At 71.8% G+C, this 16,341-nt stretch carries 19 protein-coding genes; 9 read left to right on the top strand and 10 right to left on the bottom strand.

Features of this window, described 5'->3' with window-relative positions:
- Nucleotides 1-18 precede the first annotated feature (18 nt).
- Complete coding sequence (locus DFJ69_RS33710; RefSeq protein WP_147312246.1) at nt 19-450, bottom strand: hypothetical protein; 432 nt, start codon at nt 448-450, stop codon at nt 19-21.
- On the opposite strand from DFJ69_RS33710, the gene DFJ69_RS33705 reads away from it, so the two are divergent.
- The 3 genes from DFJ69_RS33705 to DFJ69_RS08585 all read left to right on the top strand — a co-directional run bounded on the left by DFJ69_RS33705 (nt 440) and on the right by DFJ69_RS08585 (nt 2,115).
- Nucleotides 440-1,207: a hypothetical protein gene (locus tag DFJ69_RS33705; protein WP_147312245.1), complete on the top strand. Its 768-nt coding sequence runs from the start codon at nt 440-442 to the stop codon at nt 1,205-1,207. The two genes, DFJ69_RS33710 and DFJ69_RS33705, sit on opposite strands and share 11 nt — an antisense overlap.
- Nucleotides 1,208-1,215: 8 nt before the next feature.
- On the top strand, nt 1,216-1,461 hold the full coding sequence (locus DFJ69_RS08590; protein WP_116021984.1) for a DUF2630 family protein: 246 nt from the start codon (nt 1,216-1,218) through the stop codon (nt 1,459-1,461).
- A 162-nt stretch (nt 1,462-1,623) separates the two neighbouring features.
- Entirely contained in the window at nt 1,624-2,115 is a 492-nt protein-coding gene (locus DFJ69_RS08585) for an ATP-binding protein (protein WP_245974174.1), read from the top strand.
- Nucleotides 2,116-2,136: 21 nt separating this feature from the next.
- Here the strand turns inward: DFJ69_RS08585 and plsX are convergent, their stop codons facing one another.
- From plsX to DFJ69_RS08560, 5 genes are all read right to left on the bottom strand, one after another.
- Nucleotides 2,137-3,258, bottom strand: coding sequence for a phosphate acyltransferase PlsX (gene plsX, locus DFJ69_RS08580; RefSeq protein WP_170177581.1), 1,122 nt, complete (start codon nt 3,256-3,258; stop codon nt 2,137-2,139).
- Nucleotides 3,259-3,375: 117 nt separating this feature from the next.
- Nucleotides 3,376-3,762 (bottom strand): hypothetical protein, encoded by a 387-nt coding sequence (locus tag DFJ69_RS08575; RefSeq protein WP_245974172.1) that lies wholly within the window; start codon nt 3,760-3,762, stop codon nt 3,376-3,378.
- A 30-nt stretch (nt 3,763-3,792) separates the two neighbouring features.
- Nucleotides 3,793-4,224 (bottom strand): hypothetical protein, encoded by a 432-nt coding sequence (locus tag DFJ69_RS08570; RefSeq protein WP_211328552.1) that lies wholly within the window; start codon nt 4,222-4,224, stop codon nt 3,793-3,795.
- Complete coding sequence (locus DFJ69_RS08565) at nt 4,221-5,123, bottom strand: alpha/beta fold hydrolase (protein WP_116021982.1); 903 nt, start codon at nt 5,121-5,123, stop codon at nt 4,221-4,223. The genes DFJ69_RS08570 and DFJ69_RS08565 overlap by 4 nt, the downstream gene beginning before the upstream one ends.
- Nucleotides 5,120-5,812: a DUF998 domain-containing protein gene (locus DFJ69_RS08560; RefSeq protein ID WP_245974170.1), complete on the bottom strand. Its 693-nt coding sequence runs from the start codon at nt 5,810-5,812 to the stop codon at nt 5,120-5,122. Before DFJ69_RS08560 ends, DFJ69_RS08565 begins: the two co-directional genes overlap by 4 nt.
- Before the next feature lie 274 nt (nt 5,813-6,086).
- On the opposite strand from DFJ69_RS08560, the gene DFJ69_RS08555 reads away from it, so the two are divergent.
- Complete coding sequence (locus DFJ69_RS08555) at nt 6,087-7,406, top strand: KamA family radical SAM protein (RefSeq protein WP_116021980.1); 1,320 nt, start codon at nt 6,087-6,089, stop codon at nt 7,404-7,406.
- 48 nt (nt 7,407-7,454) lie between these two features.
- Here DFJ69_RS08555 and DFJ69_RS08550 read toward each other — a convergent pair whose 3' ends face one another.
- The 3 genes from DFJ69_RS08550 to DFJ69_RS08540 form a co-directional block, all read right to left on the bottom strand.
- Complete coding sequence (locus tag DFJ69_RS08550; protein WP_116021979.1) at nt 7,455-7,976, bottom strand: YbhB/YbcL family Raf kinase inhibitor-like protein; 522 nt, start codon at nt 7,974-7,976, stop codon at nt 7,455-7,457.
- A 63-nt stretch (nt 7,977-8,039) separates the two neighbouring features.
- Entirely contained in the window at nt 8,040-8,852 is an 813-nt protein-coding gene (locus DFJ69_RS08545) for an ABC transporter ATP-binding protein (protein WP_425453314.1), read from the bottom strand.
- Complete coding sequence (locus tag DFJ69_RS08540; RefSeq protein WP_116021978.1) at nt 8,845-9,819, bottom strand: ABC transporter permease; 975 nt, start codon at nt 9,817-9,819, stop codon at nt 8,845-8,847. Before DFJ69_RS08540 ends, DFJ69_RS08545 begins: the two co-directional genes overlap by 8 nt.
- A gap of 119 nt (nt 9,820-9,938) precedes the next feature.
- Between DFJ69_RS08540 and DFJ69_RS08535 the strand changes: the two genes are divergently transcribed.
- Genes DFJ69_RS08535 through DFJ69_RS08520 form a run of 4 tightly spaced genes read left to right on the top strand, consistent with a single transcriptional unit; the run spans nt 9,939 to nt 13,110 of the window.
- Complete coding sequence (locus tag DFJ69_RS08535; RefSeq protein ID WP_116021977.1) at nt 9,939-11,456, top strand: bifunctional phosphatase PAP2/diacylglycerol kinase family protein; 1,518 nt, start codon at nt 9,939-9,941, stop codon at nt 11,454-11,456.
- A gap of 38 nt (nt 11,457-11,494) precedes the next feature.
- A complete protein-coding gene (locus DFJ69_RS08530; RefSeq protein WP_116021976.1) occupies nt 11,495-11,719 on the top strand; it encodes a DUF6158 family protein in 225 nt (74 codons plus the stop codon).
- Nucleotides 11,720-11,725: 6 nt separating this feature from the next.
- Nucleotides 11,726-12,685 (top strand): LLM class F420-dependent oxidoreductase, encoded by a 960-nt coding sequence (locus DFJ69_RS08525; RefSeq protein WP_116021975.1) that lies wholly within the window; start codon nt 11,726-11,728, stop codon nt 12,683-12,685.
- Between the two features lie 23 nt (nt 12,686-12,708).
- Nucleotides 12,709-13,110, top strand: a complete 402-nt coding sequence (locus DFJ69_RS08520; RefSeq protein ID WP_116021974.1) for a DUF2795 domain-containing protein — start codon at nt 12,709-12,711, stop codon at nt 13,108-13,110.
- 10 nt (nt 13,111-13,120) lie between these two features.
- On the opposite strand, the gene DFJ69_RS08515 is transcribed toward DFJ69_RS08520, so the two are convergent.
- Nucleotides 13,121-14,764, bottom strand: coding sequence for an ATP-binding cassette domain-containing protein (locus tag DFJ69_RS08515; protein ID WP_116021973.1), 1,644 nt, complete (start codon nt 14,762-14,764; stop codon nt 13,121-13,123).
- 103 nt (nt 14,765-14,867) lie between these two features.
- Between DFJ69_RS08515 and proS the strand changes: the two genes are divergently transcribed.
- Nucleotides 14,868-16,316, top strand: a complete 1,449-nt coding sequence (gene proS / locus DFJ69_RS08510; protein WP_245974169.1) for a proline--tRNA ligase — start codon at nt 14,868-14,870, stop codon at nt 16,314-16,316.
- The last annotated feature ends 25 nt before the right edge of the window (nt 16,317-16,341 follow it).

Raw genomic sequence — 16,341 nt, 5'->3', positions numbered from 1 at the left:
GTGGAATAGATCTCCCCGTTAATCATTACGGGGGGTAGTTTCAGTGCCTACCAAGACCGCATCCCGTACGACCACGAGCCGCGGGACGGCCGGTCGTACGAAGAGCACATCCGGCACGGCCAAGAAGACGACGGGCACCGCGCGCAAGTCGACCGCCAAGACGTCGACCGGGACGTCGTCCAAGACGACGGCGGCGAGGTCGTCGTCGGCGAAGACGTCGGCCAGGACCTCGTCGAGGTCCGCGCCCAAGACGTCGGCGAAGGCGTCGACCGCGCGGGCGAGCACCAAGAGGGCGGCGTCGCCGGCCCGGGCCACCACGGCGAGCACCCGGTCGTCGACCGCGAACGTCGCCAAGGTGTCCTCGGCGGCGGACAAGGCCAAGTCGGCGGCCACCCAGATGAAGTCGGTGGCCACCAAGACGGCGACCACCGCCAAGTCCATGACCGCCATGACCAAGGCGATCACCACCGCGACCAAGGCGATGGCCGACGCCGCCAAGGCGATGAACGCGGCGGCCAAGGCCATCAACACGACCAAGGGCACGACCTCGACGCGCACGGCGGCGTCCCGGACGGGCACCTCCAGGTCGAGCGCCGCCACGTCGGGCACCAGGTCCGGCACCAAGGCGTCCACCAGGTCGTCCACCGCGAAGCCCACCGCGAAGTCCGCCACGAGGTCCACCGCGAAGACCGGCACCAAGACCGGCACCAAGGCGTCGACGGCCAAGTCGACGACCGGCAGGACGACGGCGAAGGCGTCCACCGCGCGCAAGACCACCGGCACCCGCGGCGCCGCAGCCAAGACCACCGGCGGCAAGGCCACGGCGTCCCGGTCCACGGCGGCGGCGCGGCGGCCCACGACGGCCGCGCGCGCGAAGACGACCCAGACCAACGCGACCGCTCGGGCGACCAAGCCCAAGGCCTCCGCCGCGCGCAAGACCACCGCGTCGGCCGCGAAGCGGGCGGGCACGAGGACCGCGGCGGCCAAGCCCAAGGAGCCCGAGCCCGCCCCCGCCTCCGTCGTCGAACGCGCCGGGGCGGGCCAACGGCAGGTCGAGCCCAAGACCGACACCGGCTACATGCAGCACTCCACCAGCACCGACGGGGGCTTTCTCAGCGGCCTGACCAAGCCGGAGGACCGGCCCGCGATCACGCCGCCGGACGACCGGCAGCGGCCGCCGGGCGGTCAACCGCCTCCCGGCGAGTGAGCCGGGCCATGAACGAACGGGACATCCTCGCGAACATCGGCGAGTACGTCGACGAGGAGCGCCGGCTCCGCGAGATGCACGAGCGGGGCGAGCTGACCCGGGAGGAGGAGCGACGGCGTCTCCAGGAGTTGGAGGTGGCCCTCGACCAGTGCTGGGACCTGCTGCGGCGTCGTCGCGCCAAGGCCCGGGCGGGCGAGAACCCGGACGAGGTCCAGGCCCGCCCGCCCGGCGAGGTCGAGGGTTATCTTCAATGACATCCGCCGGTCACATCGGCTGAACCTTCCTGTGCGCGCAGCGTTGCGCACAGTTCACGGGCAGCCCTTGTAGCGGGCACTTCGACCTCCGATCCTTGACACCGAGAGCCGCGCCACACGCTCTTGGCACTCCGCACGTTCGGCGGGGAGGGACGGAGATCGATGACCGTCGCAGAGATGCTCGTCACCCACACACCGGGTGTCGTCCGCATGCACGGCCGGGAGTATCCGGTCGGGGACATGTGCTGGCGGCGCTCGTTCGCCGGGCTGCCCATGGAGGCCCGGCGCGCCCGCGACTTCGCGCGCTTCCTGCTGGAGGGGTTCTCCCGGGCCGACGACGCCGTGCAGGCCGCGGCCGAACTGGTGGCCAACGCCCTCCAGCACACCCGGTCGGGAGGGCCGGGCGGCCTGTTCGTGATGGAGGTGCGGCGCTGGCGCGGGGGCGCGGCGCTGACCGTCATCGACCAGGGCGGCCCGAGGGACCCCGCACCGAGGTCGGTGGAGCGTTCCGAGGGTGTCGGCGGCACGGTGTTCGACCTGCCCGAGTCGGGGCGCGGGCTGCTGGCCGTCTCCGCGACCGCCTCGTGGTGGGACTGGTGCGGCGGCCCCGGCGGCCGAACGGTCACCGCCGTCTTCTACAGCCTCCCGATCTGACCCGCCGGCGAACGGCCGCCGTCACTCGGGGGCGAAGGGCGGCTGCTCGGACTCGGGCCTGGGCTCCCTGCCGTCCTTGTCGCCGTGCCGTCGGCCGAAGCGGGAGGTACGGGTGGCCGCGATCTGGTCGCGGACCCGCTCGACGATGTGCCCGGCGGCCAGGTCGTGGGCCAGCACGCACGCCGAGGTGATCCCGCGGGCCTCCGAGGCCCCGTGGGCGATGACCACCGTGCCGTTCAGACCCAGCAGCACGCCGCCGCCGTAGGTCTCCGAGTCCAGCCGGTCGCGCAGCTCCTGGAGGCGGCGGCGCTGGAGGACGGCGCCCATCTTGGCGGTGGGGCTCGACCGGATCGCGGTCTGCAGCTCGGACATCGCCATCCGCACCGCGCCCTCCATGGTCTTGAGCGCCACGTTCCCGGTGAAGCCGTCGGTGACGACCACGTCCACGGCGCAGGTCAGCAGGTCGTCGCCCTCGATGTTGCCGGCGAACTCCACCCCCTGCTGCCCGCCCGCCAGCAGCTCGTGCGCCCGCCGGACGACCTTGTTGCCCTTGCCCGGCTCGGCGCCGATGGTCAGCAGCCCCACCCTCGGCCGTTCGATGCCCAGCGCCACCTGCGCGTACGCGGTGCCCAACGCGGCGAACTGCACCAGCGACTCGGGCTTGACGTCGGCGGTGGCGCCCGAGTCCAGCAGCACGGTCGGCCGGGGCCGGGTCGGCAGCGTCACCGCGATCGCGGGCCGCAGCACGCCCTGCTGGGCCTTGAGCCGCAGCCGGGAGGTGACCACCACCCCGGCGGTGGTGCCCGCCGACACGAGCGCCGAGGCGCGACCGGACTTGATCAGGTGGCAGGCCACGGCGACCGAGGAACGGGGCTTGCGCCAGCTCGCCAGCGCCCCCTCGCCCATCGCCAGCGCCTCCTCGGCGTGCACGATGGGAATGTCCCCGGCGACGCCGTGCCGGTCCAGCTCGGCGCGGATCCGGGGGGCCTGCCCCACCAGGACCAGCCGCAGCCCGTGCGCGCGGACGGCCTCCACGGCCCCGGCGATGATCTGCTCCGGCGCGTGGTCGCCGCCCATGGTGTCGACGGCCACCGGCGCGGTCGTGACAGGCGGTGCGGGCGAGCCCGGGTCATCGCCGGTCATCACGGGCTCCAGGATGGAAAGCCGCGCGCGGGCGCGGCGGTAAACGGGGGACGGCTCACCGAAGGCGGCTCACCGCATCGTAGGTCACCCCGTGTAGTGGTCCGACACGACCCGCCCTCAGTCGTCGGCCCGGCAGTCCGCTCCCAGGCACGGCACGTTCTGCACCACCGGCCGCCCGTCGACCAGCACGGTGAAGAACTCCCGCCGGGTGGCGTCCTCCGCCGCCCCGATGACCTCGACCGGCTTGCCGGTGCTGGTCGTCCCGGCGCACCGCACCCGCAGCTTGCGCTTGGTCCAGCCCTGCAGGTCCCGGCAGTCGAGTTCGCCGCTGAGGGAGTGGCCCCGCGCCTTCAGCTCGGCGGCGGCCAGCGCGGGCATGGCGTTCCGCAGCGCCCGCTGGGTCTTGTAGCGCAGTTCCTCGTCGTCGAAGAGGACGAAATAGCCGACCGTGACGCCCACCGCGACGACGATGGCGGCGGCGACCGCACCTATGAGTACCTTCACACCGCGTAGCGTCACCCTCCCGCCACGCGATCACCCTTGGTGGCGGCCGGCCTTTCCATGAATTTGAGGATCCCCGTACCGGTGCGGGTGTCGGTCGAAGACCGGACGCCGTCCGGCACAGCCGCGCCCCAGACAGGGTTTACGCAGCACCTCGGCCCCGTCCACGGTGATCACGTAGCGTTCGTCGGGCCGCGAGGTGTCGGCCGCGGTGACCAGCCCCTCGACCCGGACGGCGCGTCCCGTGTCCGTTCGTCCGGTGCAGGTGATCCGCACCACCGTGGGGGACTCGGTCCGCGGCATGTGGCAGGCCGGGCGTTCGTGGAGCGTGAGGCCCAGGCTCCCCAGCTCCGCGATCGTCCCGTCGGTGACCGCCACCCGGTAGGCCCCGGCGGAGATCGTCCGCGTCACCGAGCAGCCGGAGGCGACGAGCGCGACGCACAGGAGGAACGCGCACCGTCTCACCGCTCCGGGCCCTCGACGGCCAGGACCTCGCGCACCGCCTCGGCGACGACGTCGGGCCGGTCGACCTGCACCAGGTGCAGGGAGTCCGGCAGGTCCACCTGGCGTCCGTACGGGCTCATCGCGGCCAGCTCGCGATGGTCCTCGGCCCAGGCCTTCGCCTTCTGCCCGTCGCCCATGTCGGCGAGCGCGGTGAGGACCACCAGGGGCACCGGCGGGAACGGCCGCCGGCGGCGCAGGGCGATCACGTCGGCGGCCATCTCGCGGTAGGCGGCGTTCTCCGCGAGGATCGTGCCGAGCACGGTGCCCCGCCCGTACACCGCGCGGACCAGGCCGTCGGGCACGGGCGGCTTGCGGCGGCTGATGAAGCGCAGCAGGGAACGACGGGCGCGCGGCGCGGTCAGCCAGGGGACCCGGGTCAGCCCCGCCGCCCTCCCGGCGAGCCGGAGGCCCGGCTGCAGCGCCGCCGAGATCCGCACGTCCGACCAGGGGGACGCCTCGAAGCTCGGGTCCACCAGCACCAGACCCCGCACCAGCTCGGGATGGACGCGGGCCAGCGCCTCCGCCTGGAACCCGGCCATGGAGTGCGCCACCACGACCACCGGCCGACCCGCCCACCGCGCCAGCCCGGCCAGCAGCCGCACCTCGCGGCGCAGGCTGGGCCTGCTCCGGGCGGCCGGGCTCAGACCCGTGCCGGGACGGTCGAAGCACAGCACCCGATGACCGGCCAGGAGGTCGGTGACGCACTCCCAGTCGAACCAGGCCCCGCCGAGGCCGCTGGTCAGCAGCACCGGAGGGGCGTCCGAGGGGCCGCTCTCGACCAGGTGGACGCGCTCCCCGCCGATCTCGACGAAGACGCCGGGCGGGAGGTCGCCGGGCCGTTCGGCATCGGTTCGGCTCATGTCTCCTCGCGGGGCCGGGACGAGGGGGCCGGGCGGTCCGTGCACAGCGCCCACGCGATGACCAGCAGCCCCGCGCACAGGATGCCGATCTGGATCCGCTGCATCAAACCCAGCCAGCTCCCCCTGATCATGAACAACAGGGTGGCCACCCCGCACACCGCCTCCGCGACGGCCAGCACGGCCCCCCAGCGCGCCAGCGACGGCCACCGTCCGCGACGGCGGGCGTCCAGCGACAGCGTGAACAGCGCCAGCACCCCGAAGACGATCACCAGGCTACTGGTCACCGCGTGGAAGCCGTGCGAGAACGAGACCTGTCCGGCCCGCTCCCGCAGGGCGCACCAGGTCTCCAGACTCGGCGCGCAGTCCAGCGGGAACACCGCGTCGCCGATCGCGCACACCCCGAACAGCAGCAGGAACCCCCAGCCCGCCCGGGTCAGGACGGCGCGGGGCCGGCGGTGCAGCGCGAGCGCCGCGACGGCCGCGGCGCAGGTCCCGGTGACGAGGTCGCCCGTGCCGAAGAGCGCGCTGAACGGTTGGTTGACCGCCGCCAGCTCGCTGACGTAGCCGTTGACGACGTCCAGGTCCGGGTTCAGGCGGTGGCCGAGGAGGAAGGTGCCGTAGCTGAGACCGGCCACGGCGGCCAGGACGCCGGCGTACCGGGGGACCCCGTCCGGACCGGTCGACCCCAACCCCGACCCCCTCCCGCTCCGACATCTCCGAGACATCGTCGACGACGGCGCTCATCGCTCAGGATAGGGAGCCCGCGGCGTGCGGCGGGGGCGGGCGACACTTTCCCGGCTTTGGATCGTTGTACAGATGCCCCGCGCCGCCCGCCTCGTGCCCGCCCGTCCGGAAACACCGTTATTGACCAGTATCTTTACAGGGCGGGGAGGGTATCTATACCCGGCGATGGGGGCCGGGCTTCAGAGGGGGCTTCCACATGATCACAAGGAGTACTGCCACGTGACCTTGGTCAACGACGAGGCGCCGCCCGCGGTGCGTTCCGCCGGCCGCAAGTTCCGCGCCTTCACCGTGAAACACCTGGACGAGCTCACCGCTCGCGCCGGGCTGTCACCGGAGCAGCGCCTCGCGACTCGGGCGGTCGCCACGGTGCTGCCCTTCCGGACCAACAGCTACGTCGTCGATGAGCTCATCGACTGGTCGGCCGCTCCCGACGATCCCATCTACCGGCTCGTCTTCCCCCAGCCGGACATGCTCCCCGCCGACGACGTCGCCCACATCGTCGACCTGCTCCGCCGTGAGGCCCCCCGGCAGGAGATCGACGCCGCCGCCACCAAGGTGCGGGCGAGCCTCAACCCCCACCCGGCGGGCCAACTGGAGCTGAACGTCCCCAGCTTCGGCGACGGCGCGGTCCCCGGGATGCAGCACAAGTACGACGAGACGGTGCTGTACTTCCCCAAGCAGGGCCAGACCTGCCACGCCTACTGCACGTACTGCTTCCGGTGGGCGCAGTTCGTCGGCGACCCCGACCTCAAGCTGGCCGGCGACGACGCGGGGCAGTTGCGCGACTACGTGCTCGCCCACCCGGAGGTGACCAGCGTCCTGTTCACCGGCGGCGACGCGATGATCATGGGCGAGTCGGTGCTGCGCCGCTACGTCGAGCCGCTGCTGGCGCTGGAGCAGCTCGAGTCCATCCGGATCGGCACCAAGTCGCTGGCCTACTGGCCGCAGAAGTTCGTCACCGATCCCGACGCCGACGACATGCTGCGGCTGTTCGAGCAGGTCGTGGAGTCCGGCAAGAACCTGGCGTTCATGGCGCACTTCACGCATCCGCGCGAGCTGGAGCCCGTCATGGTGCGCGAGGCGGTCCGCCGGATCCGCGACACCGGCGCGGTGATCCGCACCCAGGCCCCGCTGATCCGCTCCATCAACGACGACCCGGCCGACTGGGAGTCCATGTGGCGCACCCAGACCCGGATGGGCATGGTGCCCTACTACATGTTCGTCGAGCGCGACACGGGGCCGCAGGACTACTTCGCGGTGCCGCTGGCGCGGGCGTACGACATCTTCCGGGACGCCTACAAGAGCGTCTCCGGGCTGGCCCGCACCGTCCGCGGCCCGTCCATGTCGGCCACCCCCGGCAAGGTCTGCGTGGACGGCGTGCTGGAGCTGGGGGGCGAGAAGGTCTTCGCCCTGCACTTCATCCAGTGCCGCGACGCCGACCTGGTCGGCAAGCCGTTCTTCGCCAAGTACGACCCGGCGGCCGTGTGGCTGGACGACCTCAAGCCGGCGTTCGCCGACCGCTTCCCGTTCGAGGTCTGACCGAGGCCCCGCCCGGCCGCCCCTCGGCGGCCGGGCGCGGCTCGGGGCTCAGACGCCGTACTCGGCGACGATCGTCGCCCGCGCGAGGGTGTGGGAGGTGATGTTGAAGCCGGCCACGGCGGGCGTGACGCCCGCGTCGATGCCGAGCGACTCCACGTCCAGCGCGTGCACGGTGAACACGTACCGGTGCGGGTCGCCGGGAGGCGGCGCCGCGCCGCCGAACGCCTTGATCCCGTAGTCGTTGCGGACCTGGATCCCGACCTTGGAGTCGGCGGCGCCGGCCCCGGCGGGCAGCTCGGTGACGTCGGCGGGGACGTCGAACAGGACCCAGTGCCACCAGCCGCTGCCGGTGGGCGCGTCCGGGTCGAAACAGGTCACCGCGAAGCTGCGGGTCTCCGACGGGAAACCCGTCCAGCTCAACTGCGGCGAGACGTTGCCCCCGGAGAAGCCCCAGTCGTCGAACACCTGCGCGTCCGCCAGGCGCTCACCGTCGGCGACGTCCTCGCTCGTCACCGTGAACGAGGGGACCTCGGGCAGGTACTCGTGGGGAAGCGGCGGCCGTGCGGGCATGGGCCCTCCTGAAAGATCGGGTCGCTGGTGGGTACGGATTCCATACCTATCAGCAACCCGCGATCATTTCCCGGTGGCCTCGGTGTAGGCGGCGACGACCTCCTTGGTCTCGCCGTCCATCCGGATCCGGCCCTCGTCCAGCCAGATCACCCGGTTGCAGGTCTCCTCGATCACGTCGAGGTTGTGGGCGACCAGGAAGACCGCGCCGGCGTCCTTGCGCAGCTCGTCGATCTTGGCCTTGCTGCGCTTCTTGAACTTGGCGTCGCCGGTGGCCAGGGCCTCGTCGATGAGGAGCACGTCGTGCGTGCGGGCCGCCGCGATCGCGAACCGCAGCCGCGCCCCCATGCCCGAGGAGTACGTGGACATCGGGTACTGGATGAAGCCGGGCTTGAGATCGGCGAACTTCACGATCTCGTCGTACCGGTCCTTGGTCTGGTCGGGTGTCAGGCCCATCGCCAGGCAGCCCAGGATGATGTTGCGCTCCCCGGACAGCTCCCGCATGAGGGCGGCGTTCACCCCGAGCAGCGACGGCTGGCCCTGCGTGTAGACGCCGCCCTGGTGCGGCGGCAGCAGGCCGGCGATCGCCTTCAGCAGGGTCGACTTGCCGGAGCCGTTGGTGCCGATCACGCCGATCGCGTCGCCCCGGTAGGCCACGAAGGAGACGCCGCGGACGGCGTGCACCTCCTTCATCTGCGGGCGGTTCTGCCGGCGCAGGATGCGCATCAGCGCGCTGGCGGCGTTGCCCCTGCCGCCGCCGCCGTAGACGCGGTACATGATGTGCAGGTCGTCGACCACCACGATGGGCTCGCGGGCGGGGTCGATCGCCACCTGCTGTGCGGAGTCGGTCACCCGTGCCCTCTCCTTGACGTCAGCCACGGCCGTACCTCTCCTCCGCCCGGTAGAAGTACCAGAATCCCCCGATGAAGGCGACCAACGCCCAGGCGACCGCGTAGAACCACAGATGGTGGTGGCCCCAGCCGTGCTGGGCCAGGTCGCGCGGGTAGCTCTCCATCAGTGAGGTCCGCACCAGTTCGATGAAGACCGAGGCGGGATTGGCCTCCAGCACCTTGGCGATCCAGGGATGGTCCTTGACCACCGCGCGTTCGGACAGCGCGGCCGTCATGAAGAAGATCCCGGAGAAGTACAGCCAGGTCCGGGTGATGAACGGCAGCAACTGCTGGATGTCGCGGGTGAACGCGCCCACCCGGGCGATGATCAGGCTGATCCCCATGTTGAAGATCAACTGAAGCATCAGCGCGGGCGCCAGCAGCAGCCAGCGCCAGGTGATCGGCTCCCCGGTGATGAGCACGATGCCCATGAGCACCACCATGGAGACCAGCAACTGCTGGAGCTCCACGATCACGTGCGCGAACGGCAGCGACGCCCGGGGGAAGTGCAGCGCCCGGATCAGCGACAGGTTGTTGCCGATCGACTTCGACCCCGCCGTCAACGAGCGCTGGGTGAAGGTGAAGACGAAGACCCCGGTGATGAGGAAGGCGGGGAAGTTCCCGATGCCCTTGTCGGTCTTCAGCAGCACACCGAAGATCAGGTAGTAGACGCCCGCGTTCAGCAGCGGCGTCAGCACCTGCCAGACCTGCCCCAGCCGCGAGGAGGTGTACATCGACATGCTCTTGGCCGACGCGAAGTTCCAGATGAACGTGCGTCGCTGCCACACGTCATGGATGTACCGGCGCAGCGGGGGCCGCGCGGCGCTCTGCGTCAGTCCGTGGCGGGCGGCGAATTCGGCCAGGGACTCGGCGCGCTTTCCAGCCAAGGCAGGGGGCTCCGCGATCGTGTCTACCGACTCGCCACCCGTGGGGCTGACCCGATCCGGGTGACTCATGGGCGGAAGCCTATTGCAGTCACGCAAACGTGGGGACCGTTCACCCTCATGTGACCCCTGATTCGTGATCTTCCCGACGTACGGGAGTCAGGCGGCTCCTCGCGGGGATACCAGGAGCCATGCCACTCGACCTCCGACGGCGCACGGCGGCCCGACGGCCGGTGCGCGCCCTAGCCGATCTGGACCGCAGGGCGTTCGACGCGGTGGCCTCCGCGCACCTGCCGGGGCTGGAGTACGTGCTGCCCCGGTTGTCGCGGAGCGCCAACTACGGGGTGCTGTGGTTCGGCACCGCCGCCGCGCTCGGCGCGACCCGTCACCCCCGCCTCCGCCGCGCCGCGCTGCGCGGCTCCCTCGCGATCGCCGTGGCCAGCCCGGCGGTCAACGTCCTGGGCAAGCAGGCGTTCCGCCGCCGTCGCCCCATCGTGGACCTCGTGCCGCCCGTGCGGATCCGCTGGCGGCTGCCCACCTCCCACGCCTTTCCGTCCGGGCACTCGGCGTCCGCCGCCGGGTTCGCCGCCGGTGTGGCGATGGAGGCCCCCCTCGCCATCGCCCTGCCGGTCGCCGGGACGGCCGCCGCCGTGGCGTTCTCCCGCGTCTACACCGGCGCGCACTACCCCGGGGACGTGCTCGCCGGGGTCGGCATCGGGGTGGCCGCCGCGGTGGGCACCCGGATGGCGTGGCCCGCCCGGCCGCCGGTCGCCACCACCACCCGGGCCCGCGCCGTTCCCGAGCTGGTCAGCGAGGACGGGCGGGGCGTGGTCGCCGTCGTCAACACCGGCGCGGGCGGCGGCGAGGCCGTGGTGCGCGTCATGGAACGCGAACTCCCCGCGGCGGAGATCGTTCAGGTGGGGCCCGACGACGACCTGGTGAAGCTGCTCGACGAGGCGGCGGCGCGGGCCCTGGTGCTGGCGGTCGCGGGCGGCGACGGGACCGTGAACGCCGGGGCCCAGGCCGCCCTGCGCCACGACGTGCCGCTGCTGACCATCCCCGGCGGCACCCTGGACCACTTCTCCCGCGCCCTCGGCATCGAGGACCCCTTCGACGCCGTGGCCGCCTACCGGGCGGCCCGGCTGACCCGGGTGGACGTCGGGACGATCCGGCAGCCCGGCGACGAGGAGCTGGTCTTCCTCAACACGGCGAGCTTCGGCGCGTACACCGAGCTGGTCGACCGGCGTGAACGGCTGGAGCGCCGGATCGGCAAGTGGCCCGCGATGGTGATCGCGGCCGTCCGCACGTTCCGGCACTCCGAGCCGGTCGAGGTGGTGGTGGACGGGCGTCCGTGCCGGGTGTGGCTCGCGTTCGTCGGCAACGGCCGGTACGGGTCGCGCGGACCCGCGCCGACTTGGCGCAAGCGGATGGACGACGGACGCCTCGACATCCGGCTCGTCACCACGCACGGGCACGTCCCCAGGCTGCGGGCGCTGGCCGCCGTCCTCCTCGGTCATCTGCACCTGACCCCCGGCTACAAGCACTGGAGCGCCACGTCCCTCACCCTGCGCACCTCCGACGGGGAGCTGCGCGTGGCCCGGGACGGGGAGACGCGGACGATGAGCACCGAGCTGGAGTTCCGCAAGCGGCCCACCTCCCTCGCCGTGTTCGGGCCGCCGGTCGATGTTTGCCACCGGGCGAGCGGGTAGAGCCCGATCACCAGCGACATCGCCGGAAGGGGAAGCAGATGGCGGTAGGCGTGGAACCTGCGGTGCTCAGCGAAGCCGACCTGATGCGCGAGCTGACGAGCCTCTACGACACCCGGATGGACGCGCTGCGGCACGCTTCGGACCAGGCGCTGGCGGAGCACACCCGCCGCTCGGCGGAGCTGGAGGCCGAGTACATCAGGCGTCATCCCGACCGCGAGATCCAACCGGGGCGGCTCCGCGAGGGCGCCAGGGCGAGGGGGTGAGCCGAGGTGACCAGGATCGGATACTTCCTCGCCAGCGAGGAGCACGGCCCCCGTGAGCTGGTCCGGCAGGCGCGGATGGCCGAGGAGGCCGGGTTCGAGGGCCTGTGGATCTCCGACCACTTCCACCCCTGGCTGGACGAGCAGGGCCAGAGCCCCTTCGTCTGGTCGACGATCGGCGCGCTGTCGGGCGCCGTGTCGATCCCGGTGACCACCGCGGTGACCTGCCCCACCGTGCGGATCCATCCGGCGATCATCGCCCAGGCCGCGGCGACCAGCCAGGCGCTGCTGGACGGCCGGTTCCGCCTGGGGCTGGGCTCCGGCGAGGCGCTGAACGAGCACGTCACGGGCGCCCCTTGGCCGGGGGCCGCCGAGCGTCTGGAGATGCTGGAGGAGGCCGTCGAGGTCATCCGCAAGCTGTTCACCGGTGAGCAGGTCACCCACCGCGGCACGCACTACACGGTGGAGACCGCCCGGATCTACACGCTGCCGGACCCGCCGCCGCCGATCTTCGTGTCGGCCTTCGGGGCCAAGTCGGCCGGGCTGGCGGGCCGGATCTCCGACGGGCTGATGACCACGATGCCCAACGCCGACGTCATCCAGGACTTCCGCAACGCCGGCGGCCACGGCAAGCCGATCATGGCGGGCTTCAAGGCGTGCTGGGCGCAGGACGAGGCCCAGGCCGTCAAGACCGTCCACCGGCTGTGGCGCAACGAGCAGGTTCCCGGCGAGGCCGGCCAGCTCCTGCCGACGCCCCGGCACTTCGACCAGATCTCCGAGCTGGTCACCGAGGACATGATCCGCCAGAACGTGCCCTGCGGCCCCGACGTGGACCGCCATCTGGAGGCCTTCCGCCCCTTCATCGAGGCCGGCTTCGACGAGATCTACGTCTGCCAGATCGGCCCCGAGCCGGAGGGCTTCTTCGACTTCTACTCCCGAGAGGTCCTGCCGCGCCTCCGGCAGGGCTGACCGCCCACGCAAGGAGGGACACCATGCCCCGCGACAGCTCCAAGCACGGACCGCGCCTCGACGACGAGATGCAGCACGAGACCCAGGGAATGGTCCGCGGCGGAGGCCCCACCCACACCGAGGAATGGCGGCAGACCGAACCCGCCGACGAGCCGCCCGGGCCCGTCCAGATGCCGCCGGAACGCCAGGGCGGCGGCGCGGACATGACCGCCCGCGAGGTCGAGTGGCGTTCCGAGATCGCCCAGGTCCTGGCCAACCTCGAGTACCCGACCGACCGCGGCCACATCCTGGCCTACCTGGACGAGCAGCACGCCCCCGACAACGTCGTCACCGCGATGACCGGCCTGCCCAAGGACCGTGAGTTCCAGAACGTGGGGGAGATCGCCCGCGCCATCGGCGTCCACACCGAGCAGCACCGCATCTAGCGTCCGGCGGCTAGCGGGGGCGCTCCACCCGGGTCTCGGTCCACACCGGCTCGGCGGACTCGTAGACCGAGCCGTCCGACCCGAAGATCAGGAAGCGGTCGAACGACCGGGCGAACCACCGGTCGTGGGTCACCGACAGCACCGTGCCCTCATAGGACTCCAGGCCCTCCTGGAGCGCCTCCGCGCTGGCCAGGTCGAGGTTGTCGGTGGGCTCGTCCAGGAGCAGCAGCGTCGCCCCGCCCAGCTCCAGCAGCAGGATCTGCAGCCGGGCCTGCTGGCCGCCCGACAGGGTCTCGAACGGCTGGTCGGCGCTGCCCTGCAACTCGTAGCGCGCCAGCGCCGACATCGCGTCGTTGCGCAGCAGGGCGTGCTCCGTCATCACGATCTCGCAGGCGTCGCGTCCGGCGAGGTCGGGCCGGGCGTGCGTCTGCGCGAACAGCCCGGGAACGACCCGCGCGCCCAGTCGGGCCGTGCCGGTGTGGGCCACGGGCTCCACCGGGGCGGCCCCTCGGGGGAGGCGGTCGGCGATGTGGGCGAGCAGCCGCAGGAAATGCGACTTGCCGGACCCGTTGGACCCCAGCACGGCCACCCGTTCGCCGTACCAGACCTCGGTGGAGAACGGGGTCATCAGCCCGGTCAGCTCCAGGTCCTCGCAGATCACCGCGCGTTTGCCGGTACGGCCGCCGCGCAGCCGCATCCGGAGGCTCTGATCGCGCGGCGGGGCGAGTGGGGGCCCGGCCTCCTCGAACTTGCGCAGCCGCGTCTGCGCCGCCTGGTAGCGGGAGGCGAACCCGTCGTTGACGGACGCCTTGATCTTGAGCGTGTTGACCAGCTCCTTGATCTTCGCGTGCTCCTCGTCCCAGCGGCGGCGCAGCTCCTCCAGCCGTTCGATCCGCTCGCGGCGGGCCCGCGCGTACGTGGCGAACCCGCCGCCGTGGATCCAGACGTGGGCGGACTCCACCGTGATGATCCGTTCGGCGGCGCGGGCCAGCAGCTCACGGTCGTGGGAGATCAGCAGCACCGTCTTGGAGGTCTCGCGGAGCCGTTCCTCCAGCCAGACCTTGCCGGGGACGTCCAGGTAGTTGTCGGGCTCGTCGAGCAGCAGCACCTGGTCGGGGCCGCGCAGCAGGGCCTCCAGGACCAGCCGTTTCTGCTCGCCGCCGGACAGGGTGTGGACCTCGCGCCACCGGCACGACTCGTACGGGACGCCGAGCGCGGCCACGCAGCAGGCGTCCCACATGACCTCGATCTCGTAGCCGCCGGCGTCGCCCCACTCCGCCAGGGCGTTGGCGTAACGGAGCTGGGCGGGCTCGTCCTCGCGCTCCATCATGATCCACTCGGCGGACTCCACCCCGCCGGCGGCCTGTCGCACGCGCGGCGGGGCCACCGACAGCAGCAGCTCGTGGACGCTGGAACGATCCCGGAGGCCGCCGATGAACTGACGCATCACCCCGAGGCCGCCGCTGTGCGCGACCGTGCCGTCCTGCGGGACGAGGTCGCCGGAGATCAGCCGGTGCAGCGTGGTCTTGCCCGCCCCGTTGGGCCCGACGAGGGCGGCCGTGACCCCGTCGCCCACCCGGAACGAGACGTCGTCCAGCAACACCCTGCCGTTCGGAAGCGTGTGGCTCAGATGAGCGACCTCGACATGCCCCATCGTCCGAGTCTCGACGACCCGGGGATGTCCGGCAAACCCATTTCCCCCGGACGGCGAGACGTCCGGACCTGTCTGGGGGCGGGTGAAGAGTACCCTCGTCCACGTGAGTCGTGAAGGTGTGACGCCGCAGAGCGAAGATTTCTCCGCCTGGTACAACGAGCTGGTCATCAAGGCCCAGCTCGTCGATCGTGGCCCGGTGCGGGGGACGATGGTCATCCGACCGTACGGGTATCGGATCTGGGAGCTGCTCCAGGCAGACCTGGACCGGCGCATCAAGGAGGCGGGGCACGACAACGCCTGCTTCCCGATGTTCATCCCGGAGTCGTACCTGCGCCGCGAGGCGGAGCACGTCGAGGGCTTCTCTCCGGAGCTGGCCGTGGTGACGGTCGCGGGCGGCAAGGAGCTGGAGGAGCCGCTGGTCGTGCGGCCCACCTCCGAGACGGTCATCGGCGAGTACATGGCCAAGTGGATCGAGTCGCACCGCGACCTGCCGCTGCTGCTGAACCAGTGGGCCAACGTGGTCCGCTGGGAGATGCGGCCCCGGATGTTCCTGCGCACCACCGAGTTCCTCTGGCAGGAGGGGCACACCGCGCACATCGACGAGGCCGACGCGATGCGCGAGACCATGTGGGCGCTGGACGCCTACGCGTCCCTCGCCCGCGACCTGGCCGCCATGCCCGTCGTGCCCGGCGAGAAGACCCCGGGCGAGCGCTTCGCCGGGGCCGTCCGGACGTACACGATCGAGGGCATGATGCGCGACGGCCGCGCCCTCCAGGCGGGCACGTCGCACTACCTGGGCACCAACTTCGCCAAGGCGTTCGAGATCCAGTACCAGGACGAGGCCGGCAAGCTCGCCCTGGCCCACACCACGTCGTGGGGCATGAGCACTCGCATGATCGGCGGGGTCATCATGACCCACGGCGACGACAACGGCCTCGTGCTGCCGCCCCGCATGGCCCCCCACCAGGTCGTGATCGTCCCGATCGGCCGCAAGGAGCAGGGCGAGGCCACCGCCGCCGAGGCCCGCCGACTGGGCGCGGCGATCAAGGCGATGGGCATCCGCGTCCACGTCGACGACAACCGTCCGCAGTTGTCGCCCGGCTTCAAGTTCAACGACTGGGAGATGCGCGGCGTCCCGATCCGGCTGGAGATCGGCCCCCGCGACCTGGAGGCCGGCGTCGCGACCCTGGTCCGCCGCCTGCCCACGGTCGAGGGGCAGGGCAAGGAGCCGATCCCGCTGGAGCGGGTGCCCGAGGTGATGCCCGGCATCCTCGCCGACTTCCAGAGCTTCCTGCTGGCCCGCGCCGAGACGTTCCGCAACGACAACACCCGCGCCGTGGACACCTGGGACGACTTCGGCGCGCAGGTCGCCGGCGGTTGGGCGCTGGCGTTCCACTGCGGGCGCACCGAGTGCGAGGACGACATCAAGGCCGACACCGCCGCCACCCCCCGCTGTATCCCGGCGGACGGGCCGGCGGAGGAGGGCGCGTGCGTCAAGTGCGGCCTGCCGTCGGCGTACGGCAAGCGCGTCATCTTCGGCAAGGCTTACTGATTGTCGCGGCTCCGCCGCGACGTGT

Origin of the sequence: Thermomonospora umbrina (genome assembly GCF_003386555.1) — a bacterium.
Classification (GTDB): domain Bacteria; phylum Actinomycetota; class Actinomycetes; order Streptosporangiales; family Streptosporangiaceae; genus Thermomonospora; species Thermomonospora umbrina.
This window is presented reverse-complemented; position numbering and strand designations above follow the sequence as displayed.

Bases quoted from the DNA above. Each gene is read 5' to 3' on its own strand.
- DFJ69_RS08530 (WP_116021976.1), top strand. From the start codon at position 11,495: ATGGCGGTAGGCGTGGAACCTGCGGTGCTCAGCGAAGCCGACCTGATG.
- DFJ69_RS08565 (WP_116021982.1), bottom strand. From the start codon at position 5,123: ATGAGCCGAACCGATGCCGAACGGCCCGGCGACCTCCCGCCCGGCGTC.
- DFJ69_RS33705 (WP_147312245.1), top strand. From the start codon at position 440: ATGACCGCCATGACCAAGGCGATCACCACCGCGACCAAGGCGATGGCC.
- DFJ69_RS08535 (WP_116021977.1), top strand. From the start codon at position 9,939: ATGCCACTCGACCTCCGACGGCGCACGGCGGCCCGACGGCCGGTGCGC.
- DFJ69_RS08540 (WP_116021978.1), bottom strand. From the start codon at position 9,819: ATGAGTCACCCGGATCGGGTCAGCCCCACGGGTGGCGAGTCGGTAGAC.
- DFJ69_RS08590 (WP_116021984.1), top strand. From the start codon at position 1,216: ATGAACGAACGGGACATCCTCGCGAACATCGGCGAGTACGTCGACGAG.
- DFJ69_RS08515 (WP_116021973.1), bottom strand. From the start codon at position 14,764: ATGGGGCATGTCGAGGTCGCTCATCTGAGCCACACGCTTCCGAACGGC.
- DFJ69_RS08520 (WP_116021974.1), top strand. From the start codon at position 12,709: ATGCCCCGCGACAGCTCCAAGCACGGACCGCGCCTCGACGACGAGATG.
- DFJ69_RS08585 (WP_245974174.1), top strand. From the start codon at position 1,624: ATGACCGTCGCAGAGATGCTCGTCACCCACACACCGGGTGTCGTCCGC.
- DFJ69_RS08550 (WP_116021979.1), bottom strand. From the start codon at position 7,976: ATGCCCGCACGGCCGCCGCTTCCCCACGAGTACCTGCCCGAGGTCCCC.
- DFJ69_RS33710 (WP_147312246.1), bottom strand. From the start codon at position 450: ATGGCGGTCATGGACTTGGCGGTGGTCGCCGTCTTGGTGGCCACCGAC.
- plsX (WP_170177581.1), bottom strand. From the start codon at position 3,258: ATGACCGGCGATGACCCGGGCTCGCCCGCACCGCCTGTCACGACCGCG.